Source organism: Halostagnicola larsenii XH-48 (assembly GCF_000517625.1).
Classification (GTDB): Archaea; Halobacteriota; Halobacteria; order Halobacteriales; family Natrialbaceae; genus Halostagnicola; species Halostagnicola larsenii.
Genome location: NZ_CP007055.1, coordinates 2428286 through 2446100 on the forward strand (window position 1 = coordinate 2428286; position 17815 = coordinate 2446100).

At 63.2% G+C, this 17815-nt stretch carries 20 protein-coding genes; 7 read left to right on the forward strand and 13 right to left on the reverse strand.

Annotated elements, in window-relative coordinates:
- Nucleotides 1-44 precede the first annotated feature (44 nt).
- The 3 genes from pyrH to HALLA_RS12270 all read left to right on the forward strand — a co-directional run bounded on the left by pyrH (nt 45) and on the right by HALLA_RS12270 (nt 4467).
- Nucleotides 45-770 carry a UMP kinase gene (gene pyrH / locus HALLA_RS12260; protein ID WP_049953624.1) on the forward strand — a complete coding sequence of 242 codons (726 nt, stop codon included), beginning with the start codon at nt 45-47 and terminating at the stop codon, nt 768-770.
- Nucleotides 767-2521 carry a lysine--tRNA ligase gene (lysS, locus tag HALLA_RS12265; protein WP_084569008.1) on the forward strand — a complete coding sequence of 585 codons (1755 nt, stop codon included), beginning with the start codon at nt 767-769 and terminating at the stop codon, nt 2519-2521. Before pyrH ends, lysS begins: the two co-directional genes overlap by 4 nt.
- Before the next feature lie 98 nt (nt 2522-2619).
- Nucleotides 2620-4467: a site-2 protease family protein gene (locus HALLA_RS12270; RefSeq protein WP_049953625.1), complete on the forward strand. Its 1848-nt coding sequence runs from the start codon at nt 2620-2622 to the stop codon at nt 4465-4467.
- A gap of 154 nt (nt 4468-4621) precedes the next feature.
- On the opposite strand, the gene HALLA_RS12275 is transcribed toward HALLA_RS12270, so the two are convergent.
- Nucleotides 4622-5149 (reverse strand): PadR family transcriptional regulator, encoded by a 528-nt coding sequence (locus HALLA_RS12275; RefSeq protein ID WP_049953626.1) that lies wholly within the window; start codon nt 5147-5149, stop codon nt 4622-4624.
- A gap of 120 nt (nt 5150-5269) precedes the next feature.
- Between HALLA_RS12275 and HALLA_RS12280 the strand changes: the two genes are divergently transcribed.
- Nucleotides 5270-6835: a heme-binding protein gene (locus tag HALLA_RS12280; protein ID WP_049953627.1), complete on the forward strand. Its 1566-nt coding sequence runs from the start codon at nt 5270-5272 to the stop codon at nt 6833-6835.
- A gap of 108 nt (nt 6836-6943) precedes the next feature.
- Here HALLA_RS12280 and HALLA_RS12285 read toward each other — a convergent pair whose 3' ends face one another.
- The 5 genes from HALLA_RS12285 to HALLA_RS12300 form a co-directional block, all read right to left on the reverse strand.
- Entirely contained in the window at nt 6944-8170 is a 1227-nt protein-coding gene (locus HALLA_RS12285) for an FG-GAP repeat protein (RefSeq protein WP_049953628.1), read from the reverse strand.
- Nucleotides 8171-8267: 97 nt separating this feature from the next.
- The gene (locus HALLA_RS21090) at nt 8268-8441 is read right to left on the reverse strand and encodes a hypothetical protein (RefSeq protein WP_169732138.1); all 174 of its coding nucleotides are present in this window, start codon (nt 8439-8441) and stop codon (nt 8268-8270) included.
- A gap of 132 nt (nt 8442-8573) precedes the next feature.
- Nucleotides 8574-8957: a DUF5611 family protein gene (locus HALLA_RS12290; RefSeq protein WP_049953629.1), complete on the reverse strand. Its 384-nt coding sequence runs from the start codon at nt 8955-8957 to the stop codon at nt 8574-8576.
- A gap of 179 nt (nt 8958-9136) precedes the next feature.
- Complete coding sequence (locus tag HALLA_RS12295; protein WP_049953630.1) at nt 9137-9358, reverse strand: hypothetical protein; 222 nt, start codon at nt 9356-9358, stop codon at nt 9137-9139.
- Nucleotides 9359-9517: 159 nt separating this feature from the next.
- On the reverse strand, nt 9518-10561 hold the full coding sequence (locus HALLA_RS12300) for a DUF7093 family protein (RefSeq protein WP_049953631.1): 1044 nt from the start codon (nt 10559-10561) through the stop codon (nt 9518-9520).
- A 189-nt stretch (nt 10562-10750) separates the two neighbouring features.
- Between HALLA_RS12300 and HALLA_RS12305 the strand changes: the two genes are divergently transcribed.
- Entirely contained in the window at nt 10751-11053 is a 303-nt protein-coding gene (locus HALLA_RS12305; RefSeq protein ID WP_049953632.1) for a DUF6432 family protein, read from the forward strand.
- A gap of 119 nt (nt 11054-11172) precedes the next feature.
- The gene (ygfZ, locus tag HALLA_RS12310) at nt 11173-12327 is read left to right on the forward strand and encodes a CAF17-like 4Fe-4S cluster assembly/insertion protein YgfZ (protein ID WP_049953633.1); all 1155 of its coding nucleotides are present in this window, start codon (nt 11173-11175) and stop codon (nt 12325-12327) included.
- Nucleotides 12328-12399: 72 nt separating this feature from the next.
- Here the strand turns inward: ygfZ and HALLA_RS12315 are convergent, their stop codons facing one another.
- Nucleotides 12400-12873, reverse strand: coding sequence for a hypothetical protein (locus HALLA_RS12315; protein WP_049953634.1), 474 nt, complete (start codon nt 12871-12873; stop codon nt 12400-12402).
- A gap of 143 nt (nt 12874-13016) precedes the next feature.
- Between HALLA_RS12315 and HALLA_RS12320 the strand changes: the two genes are divergently transcribed.
- Nucleotides 13017-13427, forward strand: coding sequence for a hypothetical protein (locus HALLA_RS12320; RefSeq protein WP_049953635.1), 411 nt, complete (start codon nt 13017-13019; stop codon nt 13425-13427).
- Between the two features lie 60 nt (nt 13428-13487).
- Here the strand turns inward: HALLA_RS12320 and HALLA_RS12325 are convergent, their stop codons facing one another.
- The 6 genes from HALLA_RS12325 to HALLA_RS12350 form a co-directional block, all read right to left on the reverse strand.
- A complete protein-coding gene (locus tag HALLA_RS12325) occupies nt 13488-14579 on the reverse strand; it encodes a geranylgeranyl reductase family protein (protein ID WP_049953636.1) in 1092 nt (363 codons plus the stop codon).
- Between the two features lie 120 nt (nt 14580-14699).
- Nucleotides 14700-15350 (reverse strand): GTP-dependent dephospho-CoA kinase family protein, encoded by a 651-nt coding sequence (locus HALLA_RS12330; RefSeq protein WP_049953637.1) that lies wholly within the window; start codon nt 15348-15350, stop codon nt 14700-14702.
- A 12-nt stretch (nt 15351-15362) separates the two neighbouring features.
- Nucleotides 15363-15560, reverse strand: coding sequence for a transcription elongation factor subunit Spt4 (gene spt4 / locus HALLA_RS12335; RefSeq protein WP_049953638.1), 198 nt, complete (start codon nt 15558-15560; stop codon nt 15363-15365).
- Between the two features lie 2 nt (nt 15561-15562).
- Nucleotides 15563-16135 carry a DNA-directed RNA polymerase gene (locus tag HALLA_RS12340; RefSeq protein WP_049953639.1) on the reverse strand — a complete coding sequence of 191 codons (573 nt, stop codon included), beginning with the start codon at nt 16133-16135 and terminating at the stop codon, nt 15563-15565.
- Entirely contained in the window at nt 16136-16522 is a 387-nt protein-coding gene (locus HALLA_RS12345; RefSeq protein WP_049953640.1) for a PIN domain-containing protein, read from the reverse strand.
- A 6-nt stretch (nt 16523-16528) separates the two neighbouring features.
- Complete coding sequence (locus HALLA_RS12350) at nt 16529-17761, reverse strand: translation initiation factor IF-2 subunit gamma (protein WP_049953641.1); 1233 nt, start codon at nt 17759-17761, stop codon at nt 16529-16531.
- Nucleotides 17762-17815: the final 54 nt, after the last annotated feature.

Here is a 17815-nt window from a genome sequence, read left to right on the forward strand (position 1 = left end):
GCTTGATAATCCTTAAGCCCGCCACTACGCTACACCGCTGTAGTATGAAAGTGGTCGTTTCTATCGGTGGCAGCGTTCTCGTGCCCGACCCAGGTTCGGCTCGAGTCGCAGAACACGCCGACGTCGTCGAAACGCTCGTCTCGGAAGGGTGTCACGTCGGCGCAGTCGTCGGCGGCGGCGGCGTCGCTCGGGACTACATCGGCGCTGCTCGCGAACTCGACGCGAACGAGATCGAACTCGATCAGCTCGGGATCGACGTCACCCGGTTGAACGCGCGGTTGCTTATCGCCGCGCTTAGCGAAGAATCAGTCACCGCGCCCGCACACAATTACGAGGAGGCGAGCGAGGCGTTACACCGAGGAAATATCTGCGTCATGGGCGGCGTCGCACCCGCCCAAACGACCGACGCTGTCGGCGCGGCCCTCGCGGAATACGTCGACGCGGACCTGTTGATCTACGCGACCAGCGTTTCGGGCGTCTACAGCGACGATCCGAACGAAACCGACGGAGCGACGAAGTACGAGAAACTCACCGCGAACGAACTCGTCGACGTGATCGCCGGCCTCGAGATGAACGCGGGAGCGTCCGCGCCGGTCGACCTGCTGGCGGCGAAGATCATCGAGCGGTCGGGAATGCGAACGATCGTCCTCGACGGCACCGATCCGGAGCGAATCGCACGGGCCGTTCGACGCGGCGAACACGAGGGCACCGACGTCATTCCGGAGCGGGCGGGCGAGGAGCCGACCTACTGGGCGAGCGACGAGCAATGAGTCCCGGATCGAACGCGCCGGACGATGCCGCAGAACCGATCGAACAGCACGATACCGGGGAATCGACTAAATCGAACGACGCCGACGAAACGACCGAACCGGACAGTCCCTACACCCTCCAGCGCGAGGACGGGAACGAAACGCACCACGCGTTCTGGGCCGACGACGTTGCAGACAGCGTCGAAGCTCGGGATCCCGAGGAGCCGATCGTTATCAAAGGCGGCATCTCGCCCTCCGGAGTGCCCCACCTCGGCAACGTCAACGAGATCATGCGCGGCTACTTCGTCGCCGAAGTCCTCCGGGAACGCGGCCACGAGGTCGAGCAGGTGTTCACCGGCGACGACCGCGACCCGCTTCGAGGGCTGCCGCGGACGCTCTGTGACCTCGAGGGGAACCTCGTCGATTTGGGCGAGGTAAACGCCGGCGCGCTCGGTCGAAACCTCGGCTCGCCCTACACCGACATCCCCGACCCCTTCGGGTGCTGTGACTCCTACGGCGACCACTTTTCCCAGATCATCAGAGACAGCGCGGCGGCCGTCGACGTGCCGATCGAGTTCGTCTCGACCACCGAACTCTACGAAAACGGCGATCTCGAGGAAGTTACCCGACACGTCCTCGAAAACCGCGACACCGCCCGCGAGGTGCTCTCTGCGTACCAGGACAAAGTCGAGGAAAACGGCGAGTACGTTCCGTTCAACCCGATCTGTGAGGAGTGTGGCAAGATCACGGAGACGGTAACTGCCATCGACCTCGAGGCCGGAACCGTCGAGTACCGCTGTACGGACATGGACGCCGGCGACCAGACGATCGAGGGCTGTGGCCACGAGGGAACCGCAACGCTTCGCGAGGGGAAGCTGCCGTGGCGCTTCGAGTGGCCGGCCCAGTGGCAGGCTCTGGGCGTCGATTTCGAGCCGTTCGGAAAGGACCATGCCGAAGGCTCGTGGCCGAGCGGAGTCGACGTCGCCGAGAACGTTCTCGGCATCGAACCGCCCGTTCCGATGGTCTACGAGTGGTTCACGCTCGACGGCGAGCCGTTCTCCTCCTCGGCGGGGAACGTGATTCTTGTTTCCGACGTGCTCGATCTGATCGAACCGGAAGTGCTCCGATACTTCTTCGCGAAGGATCCGAGCAAGGCTCGAGACTTCAGCGTCGAACGACTCGACCTGCTGGTCGACGAGTTCGATCGGTTCGAGTCCGTATACTACGGCGAGGTCGAGGCGGACGAGGACGAAACGGCGTTCGCAGAGCGGGTCTACCCGCTGGTCGTGGACGAACCGAACGAGGACCGGATCCGGCTTCCGTACACCTTCGCCGCGGTGCTCGGCATGACCGACGATCCGGAACTTCGCGAAGAGATCGCCCGGCGGGAAGGACACATTCCCGAGGGTGCATCGGAACAGGCCATCGAGGACGCGCTCGCTCGCGTCGAGCAGGCCCGCAACTGGGCGCGACGTACCGAAAACGAGTTCGACTACGAACTCAAGCGCGGAGCGATTCCGGACCACGACTTCGACGAGACGATCGAAACCGCGCTCGCGGAGCTCGCGGACTTCATCGAGGAGGGCCACGGCCCCGACGAGATTCAAGAGGAGATCTACGAGACCGCAAAGCGCCACGACGTCGACATGGGCTCCTTTTTCGGAGCGGGCTACCGGCTCTTTTTCGACGAGGACCAGGGGCCGAAACTCGGTCCGTTCCTCGCGAAAGTGGATCGGGAGTTCGTCGTCGCCCGCCTGCGACGCGAGCGATAGAGTAGAGACAGCCGACCCCACAAGCGCCTGTTCGCTCACCGACCGGTGGGCGATCACAGACAAAAGCCATTTGAGAACGCCACCCCGATAGAGTGATAATGGAGTACGGTCCCCTCGAAGCCGCGTCGCCCGCGTTTCTCGAGCCGATCACGTCGGGCGGAATCGTGTCGTGGATCCTCGTCGGTATCGCGGCGTACTGGCTCGGGATCATCGCGATACAAAAACGGGGACTGTTACCGTCGTACGTCGAAACGCAGGGGCCAATTCTGACGATTCACACGAAACGTGGACGGGCGTTTCTCGACTGGCTCGCCGGCCCGAAGCGATTCTGGCGGGCCTGGGCCAACTTCGGCGTTGGCATCGCCATCGTCGTGATGGGAAGCATGTTCGTCTTCCTGTTGTTCGCGGCCTTCGGCGCGATCACGTCGCCCGAACCCTCGAGCATACAGACGCCGCGGAACGTGCTGGTGATTCCCGGCGTCAACGACTTCCTCCCGCTCTCTGCGACGCCCGGCATCGTGTTCGGATTGCTCGTCGGGCTGGTCGTCCACGAGGGCGGACACGGGCTGCTTTGTCGCGTCGAAGACATCGAAATCGAATCGATGGGCGTCGCGATGCTCGCGCTGTTACCGATCGGCGCGTTCGTCGAACCCGAACAGGAGAGTTCCAGAAACGCGAGTCGCGGCGGGCAAACGCGCATGTTCGCCGCCGGCGTGACGAACAACTTCGCGATCACGATCATCGCGTTCGCGCTGTTGTTCGGCCCGGTCGCCGGCTCGATCGCCGTCGCGCCCGGCGCGACGATCGCCGGCTCGGCACCCGACTCTCCCGCAGCGAACGCCGATATCGGCGCGAACGACCGGATCACCGCCATCGATGGCACGGCGGTCGAATCCAACGGCGATCTTGAGGATCTTCTCGCGGAGACCGACAGCGAGGAAATCGAGGTCGAACTCAACGGCGAGGAAACGAAGACCGTAGAACGCTCGTTACTTGTAACCGCTGCGATCGAGGGTGGACCCGCCGATGTCGGCGTCGGCGATACGATCCTCGAGGTCAACGGCGAAGCTGTCGGCACGGAGGCCGGGTTCTACGACGCCGTCGGCGACGCTGAAACCGCAACGCTCACTGTCGAACGCGGTAACGGCGGCGAGACCGTCGACCTCGAGGACGTACCGATCGGTGCAACGATCCAAGTAGCAGCGGACGCACCGCTCGAGGAGGCGGGTGCGCCGACGGACGAACCGCTCACGATCACCGCACTCGACGGTGAACGCATCCAGTCGACGGCCGACCTCAGCACCTTCCTCGAGGAGACCGAACCGGACCAGGAAGTTGCCGTTTCGGGCTACGTCGGGGATGAACGCGTCGAGTACGACGTGACGCTCGACGAACATCCGGAGTTCGAGTACGGACTGATCGGGGCACAGAGCACGCTCGAGGAAGCCTCGGGGATCTCGATGAGTGACCTCGGCGTGCAGTACTACCCCGCAGGCGACTATCTCGCGATTCTCGGCGGCGATCAGGACAATAGGTTCGGCGGGGTAGTCGACTCGTTCCTCGGGAAGGCCACCCTCGTGTTGCTCCTGCCGATCATCGGAATCACACCGCTGATGTCGTTCAACTTCGCCGGCTTCACCGGCGGCGTCCAGAACTTCTACGAGGCCCAGGGAGCGCTTGCGGCGTTCGGCGACGGCCCGGTGTTCGTCGCCGCGAACCTGCTTTTCTGGACCGGGTGGATCAACGTCCAGCTCGGCTTTTTCAACTGCGTCCCCGCGTTCCCGCTCGACGGGGGCCACATCCTCCGGACGAGCACGGAAGCGATCGCCTCCCGGTTACCGTTCGAGGCGACTCGAGGCATGATTCGTGCGGTCACGACGGTCGTCGGCGTGACCATGCTGGTGAGTTTCCTCACGATGCTGTTCGCGCCGGGCATGCTCGCTTAAGAAGCGTTCAATAGTACGTTCGGGAGGTCGTCGGTCTCTTGAACCACCGTGAGCCTGCGAGCGAACGAGTCGGTTGGGGAGGCGCCTTATCCTGTATTGACCACAGAAACTCGAGCAAACCCACACGAACGACTGATCCGCATACGTACCCCAATTACCCGTCGTCGTGGTCGACGCCGTGGCGCTCGTAGAACTCCTCGGGCGTGTCCTCGATGCGTTCGAACTCGGAATCAAAGTAGTGCTCGTGGTGACGGACGACCTGTTCGACGACCCAGGCGCTGAATTCCTCGTCGAAGCGCCACTCGCCCTCGAGGTCCGGGATCTCGAAGCGGTCGTCCGTCGAAAAGGCCGCGTAGACGTGGAAGAACCCGAGGATGACGTCGGCGAAGTCTCGAGCCTTTTCGGAGCCGCTCGCGCGCCGCTCTTCGAGTTCCTCGAGGCCGGCGTCGGTGAGTTCGAAGTACTTCCGGTCGGGTTCGTCCTCGCGCTCGATTCGCTCGGCCCAGCCCTTCTCCTCGAATTTGTAGAGGATGGGGTAGACGGAGCCGTAGGAGGGCTCCCAGTGACCGCCGCTGATGTCGCGAATCTCTTTGAGAATCTCGTAGCCGTACCGGGGCTTTTCCTCGAGGAGTTCGAGGACGAGATAGGCGATGAGTCCCTTCGGCGGCCCACTTTTCCGCATATAACTCCGAGTTGACTCGACGGCCGTAAATGGTTTCGGTCACCGCAATCGTCGCCCGGCGTCGCCCCGACGCCGACAAAAACCCTGTCCTTCTTAGCGATCCCGTCCTAACCCCGTATCATGGAACGACGCAGACCGCCACAGACCGACGAGGGTTGGTACGTCTTTCACGACTTCCGGTCGATCGACTGGGACGCCTGGCGAGACGCCCCCGAACGTCGCCGCCAGCAGGCGATCGAGGAAGGGATCGAGTACCTCTCGGCGTGCGAACGACTCGAGGACGCCGGGGAGGGCGACTCGGCGACGTACGGAATCCTCGGCCACAAGGCCGACCTCATGTTCTTGCATCTACGCCCGTCGCCGGCCGATCTCGACGTGCTCGAGCGACGGTTCGAACACACCGCGCTCGCGGAGTTCACCGAGCAGGTCGACTCCTACGTCTCGGTGACGGAGGTCTCGGGGTACATGTCCGAGGAGTACTTCGAGGAAGACAGCGAGGTCGAAGACACCGGGATCGCTCGATACATCGAATCGCGGCTCAAACCCGAGATTCCGGACTACGAGTACGCGAACTTCTACCCGATGGACAAGCGCCGCGACGACGAGTGGAACTGGTACGACCTCTCCTTCGAGGAACGGGCCGAGTACATGTCCGGCCACGGAGAAATCGGCAAGCAGTACGCCGGACGGGTCACGCAGATCATCTCCGGCAGCATCGGTCTTGACGACTTCGAGTGGGGCGTCACGCTCTTCGGCGACGACCCGACCGACATCAAGGAACTGCTCTACGAGATGCGCTTTGACCCCTCGAGTTCGCGCTTCGGCGAGTTCGGCCGATTCCTCTTCGGGCGACGGTTCGCACCCGAAAACCTCGGCGCGTACCTCGCCGGCGAGTTCGTCCCGCAGGAGGCCGCGAGTTCGGGTCACGGCCACCACGGCGGACATGGAAACGCGAGAGAGGGCGGTCATCACCACGGCGGTGACGACGGACACCACGGCGGTTCGGGCGGGCACCACGACAGTTCGGACGGACACGGCGACTCGAGCGCAGGCGGCCACCACGGTGGCGGGTCCGGTCACGGCGACGAAGACGATGCGAGCATCCGCGATGAACTCGAGGACGTCGGCGTCTACGCGGGCCAGCCACACGGCGAGGACGTCCACGCGGTCGTCCTCTACTCGGAAGCCGATTCCGACGAACTCTTCGAGGAGGTCGAGGGTCTGCGGAGTAACTTCGATCACTACGACACGCACGTGAAGACGGCAGTCTACGAGGGCTCGAGCGACGACGCCGAGACGGCGGTCGTGAGCCTCTGGGAGACCGAACGAGCGGCGAGTACCGCGGCCGGGTTCCTCTCCGACCTACCCGAAATCGTCCGACAGGCCGGCGACGACGAGTCGGATTCCTGGGGAACGATGGGGATGTTCTACACCGTCAAGGACGAGCACCACGGGGATTTCGTCGACACCTTCGGCGACGTGGCCGGCGTGCTCGCGGACATGGACGGTCACCGCAAGACGGATCTGCTGGTCAACCGCGAGAACGAACTCGACATGTTCATCGCCAGTCGCTGGGACTCCCGCGAGGACGCGATGGCGTTCTTCCGGAGCGACGCGTTCTCCGAGACCGTCGAATTCGGGCGCGACGTTCTGGCGGACCGACCAAGACACGTCTTCCTGGCCTGATTGCTCGATCCGACGCCGTCGTTTTTCGTTCGAATCCGTTTTCGAGACGGCGGTGCGCGCTCAGAATATGGACTTGATCGAACCGTCCAGTTCGGGACCGACCGATCGCTACAATGAGAACACGTATGCCGCGCCGTAACCACCCTCGACGGATTGCCGCCAGTCTGCCACGACGGCGGTATCGTCGGACAACGAGACGGCGTTTCCGAAGGTCTCCCCCGCACCGTTAGGGGCGACGAGCGTCTCCCGCCGGTCCCAGCCGTCGTCCGTCCGGACGAAGACGGCGGTCGAATTCTGGCAGGCGTCGCCGACGAGTGCCGTCTCTCCCTCCAGGGAGACTGTTCCGATGCAGCTGGATTCGCCGCCGGTGAGGAGCGTCGTCCGCTGGCTCCAGCCCGCGTTCCCGTTTCGCTCGAAGACGGACACCGATCCCGCGGTATCGGTATCGTCATTACCGGCGACGAGAGCAGTCCGCTCCGAGAGTGCGACGGCGGAGCCAAACTTGTCGCCGGCGCCATCGTCGTTCGCGACGAGTCTCCCCCGTTGAACCCACTCGCCGTTCGACCGCTCGAACGCGAACACCGCCCCTGCGTTCGCACCGGCCGCCGTATCGCTCGTCGGCGCGCCGATCAACGCGACATCGCCGGCCAGTGCCACCGAGTGGCCGTACTCGTTCCCGCCGTCGCTGTCGTCGGGGACGAGTTCGGCCTGTTGATGCCAACCCTCGTCCGTCCGCCGGTACGCGAATGCCGATCCCTGCCACTCGCCGCTGTCGGCGGAAGTGGCTGGACACCCCAGGATCGCAGTGTCACCGTCGATAGCGATTGCGTGTACGTGTCTAGACGGATTCCCTTCCGAGTCGTCGACATCGGGAACGAGTCGTGCCCGTTGGTTCCACCCTCCGTCGCCCGACCGATCGAAGACGTACGCCGTTCCGGAGAGCCCTTCTTCCGACGTGTCCTCGTACCACGATCCGATGAGCACGGTATCGCCGTCTATCGCTATCGGATCCCCGAACTCGTCTTCCGGCGCGTCCTCGGGAAGGGAGAGTTCTGCCTCCTGACCCCACGTTTCGCTCGACCGCTCGAAGACGTACGCCGATCCCGGACCGTCGGGCGACGACTCCGGTTCCGGGATCGTACTCGCGACGACGGTCTCCACCGACACGGCGACTCGAATCAGTTGATGTTCGTCGTCCGGATCATAGCGAGGGACGAGTTTAGCGGCGTCGTCGCTCGTGTTCCGAATACGGCTCGCACAGCCGGCCAGTCCGACGGCAAGTGCGGCTCCGCTCTTACACAGAAATTTCCGTCGACAGTCAGCATTGCTGGTCATACGCTGACATCTTGTTCTATGATATAATTATCATTCGTAGCGATATCTGAGATAGAATATCCGCTCACTGATTTTACCCCTTGCGGGCTAAAAACCGCTATCGCGGTTCGTCGTAAAAGAAGTAGCCGGCCAGCCCCGCGAGCCCGAACGCGAGCGTGAGATACGGCCAGTAGCCGGACTCCTGATCAGTCCAGTACGCGTGAGCGACGACGAACGCGGCGAACCCGGCGTGTGCGATCGCCGTCGCGAAGACGAACGCCTGTAGTTCCATTGTCGTGGCTTACGCTGGCGGTGTGTTAGCTATTTCGAAGGGGAAACGCCGATAGCGAGGACGAGACGGACAGGAACTCGAGACCGATAGCTCTCGAGAGTGGATCAATCGAAACGGAACGAAAACACGAATCTACAGGTCGTGGTCCGGATCGTCCTCGACGGAGCGTTTCAACGAATCGCGTCGGGACTTGGCGTCTCGAGCGGTCGCCTCGAGGAGGAACTCGTTTTTCGCCGAGACGGCGTCGCCGGCGGCCTCGAGTTCGTCGGGGCCGAGTTCGGTGGGGTCGCGTTCGACGAAATCGACGCCGAGTTTGTCCTTCTTGCCGGAGTACTCGACCGTACCGACGACGATCCGTTCGAAGACCGGGTTGTCCGGTTCCCCGATGACGTAGAGATCGCTTCCTTTGTACTCCTCGGTGCCGGTGATTGGTCCGAAGTACTCCTCGACCGTGGCTTCCATGTCCGGAATCCGATCCTCGAGGTGTTCACCACGTCGCATCTTGTACTCCTTCATGGATTGGAGATATACGGCTGCGTGTTTACCTCTTTTCATACTACCCGGCTGCTGAAGCCGCAGATTCGGCGACTCGAGGGCGGTCGCCGAACGATATCGACTCCAGAGATGTCGCCGCGTGATGGGACTGAGGCCGGTAACCGCTCTCGAGGCCGAAACGGGTGCCGCGTTCGCTACCGTCAGAGCATAGAGAGCCCGACCAGAAAGAGTGTCGTGACCAGAAGCGAGGAGAAGGCCATTCCGTAGGCGAACAAACCATACTCCGCGGGCCGTTTTTCTTCCTGCTCCGAATACAGTCTATACACTCCCACGAACAGAAGACAGAGAGCCGTCACAGCGTTCCCGACCACGGCGATACGGAGATCCGGACGATAGATCATCGTCTGGGTTACCAGCAACATTGCTCCGCTATAGATAAAACAGAGTGTCACGAATCGAGACGGGTGCATACGGGGCGGTTATTCGCGTGTCAGTATATGATCTTCGACCAACACGGCCGTTCCCCAACATACCAACTCGACTCTGCCTATATCTCGAGAAGACCCGCAGACGTCGCCGTTTTAGGCGCTTCGCTCGCCGAGGTAGCCCTTTTTGCACTCCGGACAGATATCGCCGGTGCGGAGCGAACCGCTGTCTCCCGGCGCGACGAAACTACACTGCGGACAGTAAAACTCCGTACTCGAGCCGTCCGTCGGCGACCCCTCACCCGGAGCCGGCGCGCTTTGAGCGCTGGCGATCCCGGTTTCGGGGCGGGTCGATTCCGCGGGAGCCGACTCGCGTTCGGAGTCGGGCCGTACGGTGTTCACACCGGTAACAGCCTCGGGCGTTTCCTCGGAGTTCGTATCCGATCCGCCGGTCGAATCGACGCTGTAATCGAACTGTTTTCCGGTTTCGGTGGTCGTAGAACCCGAATCCGAACTGGAATCCGAACCGCTCTCGAGGATCACTGCGTCGTCTTCGGGCTGGTCCTCGACCGCCGCCGATCGGTCCTCGAACCCGTCGGCATCGTCGGCCTCTCCACTGTCCTGCTCGTCGTCGGGCCAGGCGGTCGGTTCGTCGGACGTTTCGACGGGAGGGCCGACGTCTTCGGAGTCGGGCCACTCGCCGTGGCGTCGGTCACCAGCGTTCGCGTCGGTTCCGTCGTCCTCGAGGATCTCCCCGTCGTCGACGATCGGGTCGCCGTTTTCGTCCGTTGGAACCTCGAGTTCCTCGTCGTCGCTCGCTGCAGCCGCTTCGGTCTCTTCCCCCGAAGACGCCGCCGAAGTTGTGGGCCCTGCAGCTGTCGGCTCGGCTCGACCGTCGGCAGAACCGACTGCGGTCGGCCCGGGATTCGATCCGGCATCTCGGTCTGTGCTCGAGCTACCGGGAGCGGAACCGGCCTGATCCGCCGACGAGTCAGCCCCGTCAGGAGCGCGAGTAGATGCCCCACCGGGACCGATGCTCGTCACCTCCGTGTTCTCGCTGATGACGTTTCGCTCACCGCAGCGTTGACACGCTTCGAACTCCGTGACAGTGAGGACGACTTCGCTGCCCCGTTCTTCGCGCTCGCGATCGACTTCGGGCTCACCGTAGTTATGACCGAGCAGCGAACATCGCAGTACCATTATCCAATCGTATCTAGTTACGGCATAAAAAACGTACTGCAAGTAGTATACTCGTTGACGGCTAGACGACTCACCGAGTCAGAGAGGGGGACGATCATCTCGAGGACCCAGAACACAGTCGAAAATACACTCACAACGATCTCGGAGAACGGCAAACGTCAAATCCCGGGTCGACAAATACGATACTGGATGAAAGCGAAGTCGGAGTACCGGAATCGAGAGCGAACGCAGGTGGCGGTACTCGACGAACTCGTCAACAACCTCGAGGACGGCATGACCGTCTTCGAGCTTCGCGCGGCCGTCTCCGTCGAAATCGACGAACTCGAGGACGCGCTGGCGACGCTCAAGGACGACGGGTTGATCGACGTCGACCGAACTGGCGGGAGAGCGGTTATCAAGCCGGACGATCGAGTCGTTCCCGACGTTTCGGACGAGGATGAGCAAGAAGAGTCGTCACTCGGAGAGTGGATCCGCGAGCGGCTTCCGTTCTAGGCACCGACACCCAATCGAACCGAGCACCGGACTCGAGCAGTCGATTATCGCTCTCGAGAATCCGCCAGTGGACTTGAGAGATCGAAACGCCTGATATCGTCTGGCCCGTCTCTTTTCCTATGACCGTTATCGAGTCGCGACACGAGGACCACGGGGCGACGTTCGGCGACCGGGGCGGACGAACCGTCGTCGAACACTACGGACGGCCGGAGCGGGCACACAGAGCCGTTCGAAACGCGGTCGGGTTGATCGAATCAGCCTACGGCGTCATCGTGATCGAGGGAGCGGACCGCCTCGAGTACGTCGACAACGTCGTCACGAATCGCGTGCCGAGCGAGGACGGCGAGGGCTGTTACGCGCTCGTCCTCGATGCACAGGGCGGTATCGAGGTCGAACTCTACGTCTACAATGCGGGCGAGCGACTGCTCCTGTTCACCCCGCCCGCCCACGCCGAGGAACTGGCATCGGAGTGGTCCGAGAAGGTGTTCATCCAAGACGTCGAGATTCGCGTCGCGACCGACGAGTACGGTACCTTCGGGGTTCACGGTCCGAAGGCGACCGAGAAGGTCGCAAGCGTGTTGAACCGATCGTCGACGCCCGACGAGCGCTACGCGTTCGTCCGCGGGTCGATGGGCGACGAGGGCGTGACCGTGATTCGGACGGACGCGCTCACCGGTGAGGAGAGCTACGAGGTGATCTGCAGCGCCGACGACGCGGCGGCCGTCTACGACACCCTCCTGAATCAGGGACTGAACGCCGCGCCCTTCGGCTACCGAACCTGGGACACGCTCTCGCTCGAGGCAGGCTCACCCCTCTTCGAGACCGAACTCGAGGGACGGATTCCGAACGTCCTCGGACTCGATCACGCCGTCGACTACGAGAAGGGCTGTTTCGTCGGCCAGGAGGTCGTCTCGAGGGTCGAGAACCGGGGAAGGCCGAGCAAACGCCTCATCGGGCTTTCGCTCGAAGCTCGATCCGAGGACGGAGACGAGGGGGGCGAAGATGGTGACGCCGGCGAGAACGACGAGAGCAACCAACCAGTTCCCGCGAGCGGCGCGGCCGTGTTCGACGGCGACGACGCCGTCGGCGAGATCACCCGCGCCGACGTGAGCCCGATGCTCGAGCACCCGATCGCGCTCGCGACGGTGGAGTACGGCCTCGAGGCCGAGGAGGTGACGGTTCGCGTCGACGGCGAGGAGGTGCCCGCAACGCGGGAACCGCTCCCGTTCGTCGAGGGGTCGGATCAGTCGGCACGATTGCCCGACTACGAGTAGGCCGCAGGGCGTTGCAGGGGAGATCCCAATCGGATCGTAGCTGCGTGGGAATCGACCGAACTCGAGGGCTTCTTACCCCGACGTGCCGTTCCGGAACCGCCGGGTTCCCGCGCGAAACGCGGTGAGAGAGCGGACACCGACCCACGAGAGCGCTAACAGTCCTGCGACAGCGAGGCCGATAATTGCCGGTTCGTTGTTCGCAAGGCCGAACGATATCGCGTTGAGCAGGATCCGACCGAGAGCGACGACTGCAGCGAACGCGACGACGCCCAACATCCCATGTCGAGCGAGCCGTCGGGTTCGAGTCCCGCGGTGGAGTTGGCCGAATCCGTGTAACCGGACGCGACAGATCTCCATCGCGGTGCCGTAGCCGAGAAGCAAGGCGACAAACAGAGCGGTCGCAGAGACCGGTCCGTTTGGGAACGCATCACCAGTTACGACGATCCACAGCGAACTTACCGCGACGAGGACCGTCACAGCAGTCAGCGGGACGAATAGGATCAGCGATCCCACCAGTACAGCCGCAGTCTGCAAAATATCCTTCATACACCTTCGTTGACACCAGTTCGAAACCTACCGCCAAAGCTTTTGTCGTCGGCACCACCGCTCGAGACCGAACTTTGAGGAGAGAAATGCACGCCTGTACTAGCCGGGCACAGCGACTTGGTCCCACGCGGCGACGGTTCGGTATGGACTCGAGTACGGACTTCGAGGAACTATCCGCACGTGTTCGAACCCAGTCGGAAGACGCCGCGGGGTCCGACACGGAACGAGTCACGATCAGATCCCTCGAGCAGGTGAGCTACGAGGGAATCGAGTCGCTGCTCGAGGTGTACGCGGTCGAAACCACCGATACTGGGGATCTCGTGCTCGTTCTTTCATCGCTCAACGCCGAACTCCTGTTCGAGACCGACCAGAGTGATATCGACGACGCCGAGGATCTCGAGGGCAGTCTCGGTCACGACGTTCTCGTCGAAGAAGGAATGCCAGAGGACACGATTTTACTACTGGACCCGAACGCGGTGTCGGGCGAGGAAATCCTCGAGCCGCAGAACATCGTCTGTGGACTGGTCGGTGCAGCCGACGAACCGAACGGCTAACTCGAGGGGAACGTGAGCGACGTTCCGAGCGGATGATTTTCGACGGACCGGTAAATCGAATTATCGACGCAGACTCGAGACCATCGCCTGAACGTGCTCGAGCGAAAACGCGGAGGTCGGCCGGTCCATGTGGACGCCGATTTCGCCCGAAAGCGCGCCGAGGCCGATTCGCTGAACGGGTTCGGGCAGCGAATAGGCTCGCCGGATGAGGTGGCCGAGTCGCTGTTCGCGCTCGAGGTCCTCGCGCCAGGTGTGTTCGTAGGCCGCGAGCGTCGTCGGGCGATCGGGATCGATCTCGCGGGCGGCGTGATCGGCACAGGTCATGCTATAGAGGATGCCGCCGCCGGTGAACGGTTTCGTCTGGGCAGCGGCGTCCCCGAGCAGGAAGCCCCGACGCGACGTAACCCGGTCCGGCGGGCCGATCGGAATCGCCCCCGAACACCGGTGTGAAACGTCGACTTCGTAGCCGTCGACGAGTTCCTCGAAGTGTTTGTTGACCTGTACCCCCGGCGGTGCGGCGAGGCCGTACTCCACGCCGGCGTCGCCGCGGGGAATCCGCCACGCGAAAAATCGCGGCGCGGTGAGATGCACGTCGACGAAGTCCTCGCGATCCGCCTCGTCCGAAAACGCGAGGACGCCGTGGAGCAATTCGTCCGGTTCCGGCAACGAAAGCGCGTCTCGAACCCTCGAACGCGGACCGTCACAGCCGGCGACCATCTTCGCCTCGAACGTCTCGGTGCCGTCGGGTCCCGACGCGTCGACTTCGACGGAACCGGTCGATTCGCGAACGGCGGTGACGGTGTGCTCGTCTCGAACGTCCGCGCCCGCCTCCCGCGCGAGTTCCGCGAGGTGGCGGTCCAGTCCGACGCGGTCGATCACGTTCGAAACGACCTCGTCCTTGTAGAAGGGGTAGGCGTCGCTTCCCGGTCCGTTGACGTGGAACCTAGCACCGCGAACCTCGTTTTGCAACAGTTCCTCGCGGGCACCCGCGCCGGCAAACTCCCAGATATCGGTACTGACGTGTCCCGAACAGGCCAGTGGCTCGCCGATCGACCCCTTCTCGAGGGCGAGCACGTCGTAGCCGTTCTCGGCCGCCCGACGGGCGAATCTCGCCCCCGGCGGGCCGACGCCGACGACGACGAAATCGTACATACACGGACCCTTCACCTCCCCGAGTAAATAGTTTCTCGAGTCTCTCGGCTCGTCCGAATCGGCGTCTCAAAGAGAATCTGTGCGCTCGTTCGAATCCGTACGCTCGAGCGCGCCGCGACCTCAGGCGTCCGCGAGCAAGTCCCAGATGGCTTCACCCTCGCCCTCGAAGCGCTCGAGCAGCGTTCGGACCCGGTTCCGAATCTCGTCGTCGACGCGGACGTGGACCATCCCCTCGTCGGGCTGGCCGTAGACGATGCTCGCGCCATCCGGCGCGGCGACGATTGCGGGTAACGCGGCGAGATCCTCCTCGCCGTCGACGAGTATCGTGGTTGGCTCGTCGGCGGAGAAGCCGGTCACGAGCGCGTCGACAAGGTCTTCGGTGATCGTCCCCGGCGGGTTCTCGATCTCGAGGCTGACGCCCTGGGTGACAGTGCGTTCGATCTCCTCGTCGACCGCGCTGCGTTTGGTTCGACCGTCGACCATCGAGACGTCCGGCTGGCGACCTGCCTGTAGAAGGTGATACGTGACGACATCGCCGATCGCGATCAGCGGTCCGGAAACTGACGCCAGCAGGACATCCGCGTCGGTCTCGATGGGACCAAAGGGATCTTTGAGGTCGCCTCGAGCCTCGACGGGAAGCGAGAGCGAAGACTGGGCATCGGTGCTCGAGTCGGCTGCGCTCGGAGGAACGGAGTCGGTTTCGGTACCGCTATCGTCGGCAGTTCGACCGGGCTCTGCGTCGTCGCCGCGGTCCGGGTCGGCAGGAGTCACGGGACGAACGGATCACCGAACTTTGAGCGCGTACGCGCCGGGTTCGGTGACCTGCATCTCCGTTGCGATCTGGCTCTCCTGTGGATGGGCGATGACGACGTAGCCGGCCCAGTCCTCGGTCAGCGACGACGAGGCACAGCTCTCGCAGGTTTCGGCGTCGGCGTCGTTGACCCGGTGGCACTCGCGACAGACGAGACGATTCGATGCCATCGTTATTCACCCGCTGCAGCTTCTTCGCGTTGCTCTCGGTCTTCCTGCAGCCAGCCGTGTTTGCCGAGGCCGGGCTGTTTCGCGGTCAGACCGATCTTCGAGTCTCGCGGGTTGCGTTCGTCGATGCTCTTGGTGACGATACGCGCACGGACGGCGTCGTCGACGCCGAGCGTGCGGTTGGATTCGTTCGACGCGAGTTGCTGATTCTCGGCGTCGAACGCGAGGTATTCGTCGCTGATCTGCGAGACGTGAAGCAGCCCGTCGACGGGGCCGATGCCGATGAAGGCGCCGAACTCGACGACCTCGACGACGGTGCCGTCGACGACTTCCTGCATCTGCGGATCGAACGTGATCGCGTCGAACTCGGCTTCGTAGTAGACGCCGGGTTCGTTCGGAAGGACCGTTCCCTCGCCGATATCGTGCACCTTGGTGACGGAGACGACGCTTCCGACTTCCTCGTCCATTCGTCCTTCAAGCTTGTCCTGGAGCAGTCGCTTGACGAGCTGTGGCGAAACGTCGCCAAGCTCTGCTGGCGGTACTTCTACGGTGTCAGTTAATCTAGCCCGTTTGTACATCTATGGTTGAGTTACTGCCAACTTGTTTCTCCCGCGTAATGCAATTACCGGTCTTCTCGCTTCGAGCACCCGGTCGCGTAGCGGGCGGTCGTTCGTGACGACGTAGTCGACCGCGCCCTCGCGGGCGAGTTCGACCAACGCGTCGTCTGCGTACGATTCGTCCGTGTCGACCACGAGACAGCGTTCGGTCGCCAGATCGTGGCCGACGGTTGCCGCGGTGCCCTCCGTCCCGCCTTTCTCCGAAAGGCGGCGGAGTTCTTCGACGACGGGTTGGGGCGTCGTCGGTTCGAACTCCCCTAAGAGTCGCTCGAGTTCGTCGAACAGTCGCACGTCGAGTTCGACCGGCATCATCAGCGCACTCGTATCGAGAGCGATCCGCGAAGCCATCGGAACTTACTCCGTCAACGTGCCGAGACCGATCAGTCGCCAGCGCGCGCCGATCCGGCGGTTGATCGCGATTTTCGCGCCCGGATCGGCACAGACGGGCCGTTTGAGTTTGACCTCGCACTCGCCCTCGCGCGCGCTGGTGACCGCGCCGACGGTCGTCGACGTGCCGACGGTCATCATCAGGGGTTCGCCCGTACTGATCTCGTCGACGGTTTCGCCGCCGTCGACCCCGACGACCCGCTCGAGCAGGTCGACGTCCATCGTGAACTGCTCCCACGTCGGCGGCAGCGAACCGGGCGGACCGGCCATCTGACCAGCCAGCGCGTCGCCTTTCGTCAGCGATGGGTCGAGACCCGTTCCGACGCCGAGTAAGCCGCCGGGCGTGACGGTGTCGACGTTTTCGCCGCCGGCCTGGAGCGAACGGATCGTCGTCTCGATCGGGACGTACTCGCTCTGACCGCCTTCTTCGACCTCGCGGCCGGGTTTGACCTCGAGGTCGTCCTCGATCTCGAGTTCGCCGGCGACCAGACTGCCGCCGAGGACGCCGCCGGCAAGGTCTCCGAACGTCGTTCCCGGTTTGTTGATGTCGAAGCTACGCGCGACGTGGAGCCGCGCGTCGGCATCCGGATCGGGGTCGGGCGTCGGGATCTCCTCCTCGATAGCGCCGATGAGCAGATCCATGTTCACGTCCTGTCCCGCGCTGACGGGGACGACGGGGGCGTCTTCGGCGACGGTCCCCTCGACGAACTCCTGAATCTGTTCGTAGTTCGATCGTGCCGTCTCGCCGTCGACGAGGTCGACTTTGTTCTGGGCGATGACGATGTTGTCGATGCCGATGAGATCCAGCGCCATCAGGTGTTCTTCGGTCTGTGGCTGCGGGACGGGTTCGTTGGCGCTGACGACGAGGACAGCACCGTCCATCAGCGACGCGCCCGAGAGCATCGTCGCCATTAGGGTTTCGTGACCCGGCGCATCGACGAACGAGACGGTCCGGAGCGGTTCGCTTTCGGAGCCGTCCGGACACTCCTCTTCGACGGTGTAGCATTCGGGTTCGTCGACGCCGGGACACTGCCGGAACGTCGCGTCCGCGTAGCCGAGCCTGATGGAGATACCGCGTTTCATCTCCTCAGAGTGCTGGTCCGTCCACGACCCACTGAGCGCCTGTACAAGCGTCGTCTTGCCGTGGTCGACGTGGCCGACGAGCCCAATGTTCACCTCCGGTTGTTGGTTTCCTGCCATAAGACGATGAGTAATCTTGAATATGCCTTCCCGTGTGCGCTTGATAAACCTACT

What these genes read in the sequence shown, in the direction of transcription:
- HALLA_RS12280 (WP_049953627.1), top strand. Translation starts at nt 5,270, where the DNA reads ATGGAACGACGCAGACCGCCACAGACCGACGAGGGTTGGTACGTCTTT.
- HALLA_RS12315 (WP_049953634.1), bottom strand. Translation starts at nt 12,873, where the DNA reads ATGAAGGATATTTTGCAGACTGCGGCTGTACTGGTGGGATCGCTGATC.
- pyrH (WP_049953624.1), top strand. Translation starts at nt 45, where the DNA reads ATGAAAGTGGTCGTTTCTATCGGTGGCAGCGTTCTCGTGCCCGACCCA.
- HALLA_RS12270 (WP_049953625.1), top strand. Translation starts at nt 2,620, where the DNA reads ATGGAGTACGGTCCCCTCGAAGCCGCGTCGCCCGCGTTTCTCGAGCCG.
- HALLA_RS12325 (WP_049953636.1), bottom strand. Translation starts at nt 14,579, where the DNA reads ATGTACGATTTCGTCGTCGTCGGCGTCGGCCCGCCGGGGGCGAGATTC.
- HALLA_RS12300 (WP_049953631.1), bottom strand. Translation starts at nt 10,561, where the DNA reads ATGGTACTGCGATGTTCGCTGCTCGGTCATAACTACGGTGAGCCCGAA.
- spt4 (WP_049953638.1), bottom strand. Translation starts at nt 15,560, where the DNA reads ATGGCATCGAATCGTCTCGTCTGTCGCGAGTGCCACCGGGTCAACGAC.
- HALLA_RS12340 (WP_049953639.1), bottom strand. Translation starts at nt 16,135, where the DNA reads ATGTACAAACGGGCTAGATTAACTGACACCGTAGAAGTACCGCCAGCA.
- HALLA_RS12345 (WP_049953640.1), bottom strand. Translation starts at nt 16,522, where the DNA reads ATGGCTTCGCGGATCGCTCTCGATACGAGTGCGCTGATGATGCCGGTC.
- HALLA_RS12295 (WP_049953630.1), bottom strand. Translation starts at nt 9,358, where the DNA reads ATGTTGCTGGTAACCCAGACGATGATCTATCGTCCGGATCTCCGTATC.
- HALLA_RS12290 (WP_049953629.1), bottom strand. Translation starts at nt 8,957, where the DNA reads ATGAAGGAGTACAAGATGCGACGTGGTGAACACCTCGAGGATCGGATT.
- HALLA_RS12305 (WP_049953632.1), top strand. Translation starts at nt 10,751, where the DNA reads ATGAAAGCGAAGTCGGAGTACCGGAATCGAGAGCGAACGCAGGTGGCG.
- HALLA_RS21090 (WP_169732138.1), bottom strand. Translation starts at nt 8,441, where the DNA reads ATGGAACTACAGGCGTTCGTCTTCGCGACGGCGATCGCACACGCCGGG.
- HALLA_RS12275 (WP_049953626.1), bottom strand. Translation starts at nt 5,149, where the DNA reads ATGCGGAAAAGTGGGCCGCCGAAGGGACTCATCGCCTATCTCGTCCTC.
- HALLA_RS12285 (WP_049953628.1), bottom strand. Translation starts at nt 8,170, where the DNA reads ATGACCAGCAATGCTGACTGTCGACGGAAATTTCTGTGTAAGAGCGGA.
- HALLA_RS12320 (WP_049953635.1), top strand. Translation starts at nt 13,017, where the DNA reads ATGGACTCGAGTACGGACTTCGAGGAACTATCCGCACGTGTTCGAACC.
- ygfZ (WP_049953633.1), top strand. Translation starts at nt 11,173, where the DNA reads ATGACCGTTATCGAGTCGCGACACGAGGACCACGGGGCGACGTTCGGC.
- HALLA_RS12350 (WP_049953641.1), bottom strand. Translation starts at nt 17,761, where the DNA reads ATGGCAGGAAACCAACAACCGGAGGTGAACATTGGGCTCGTCGGCCAC.
- lysS (WP_084569008.1), top strand. Translation starts at nt 767, where the DNA reads ATGAGTCCCGGATCGAACGCGCCGGACGATGCCGCAGAACCGATCGAA.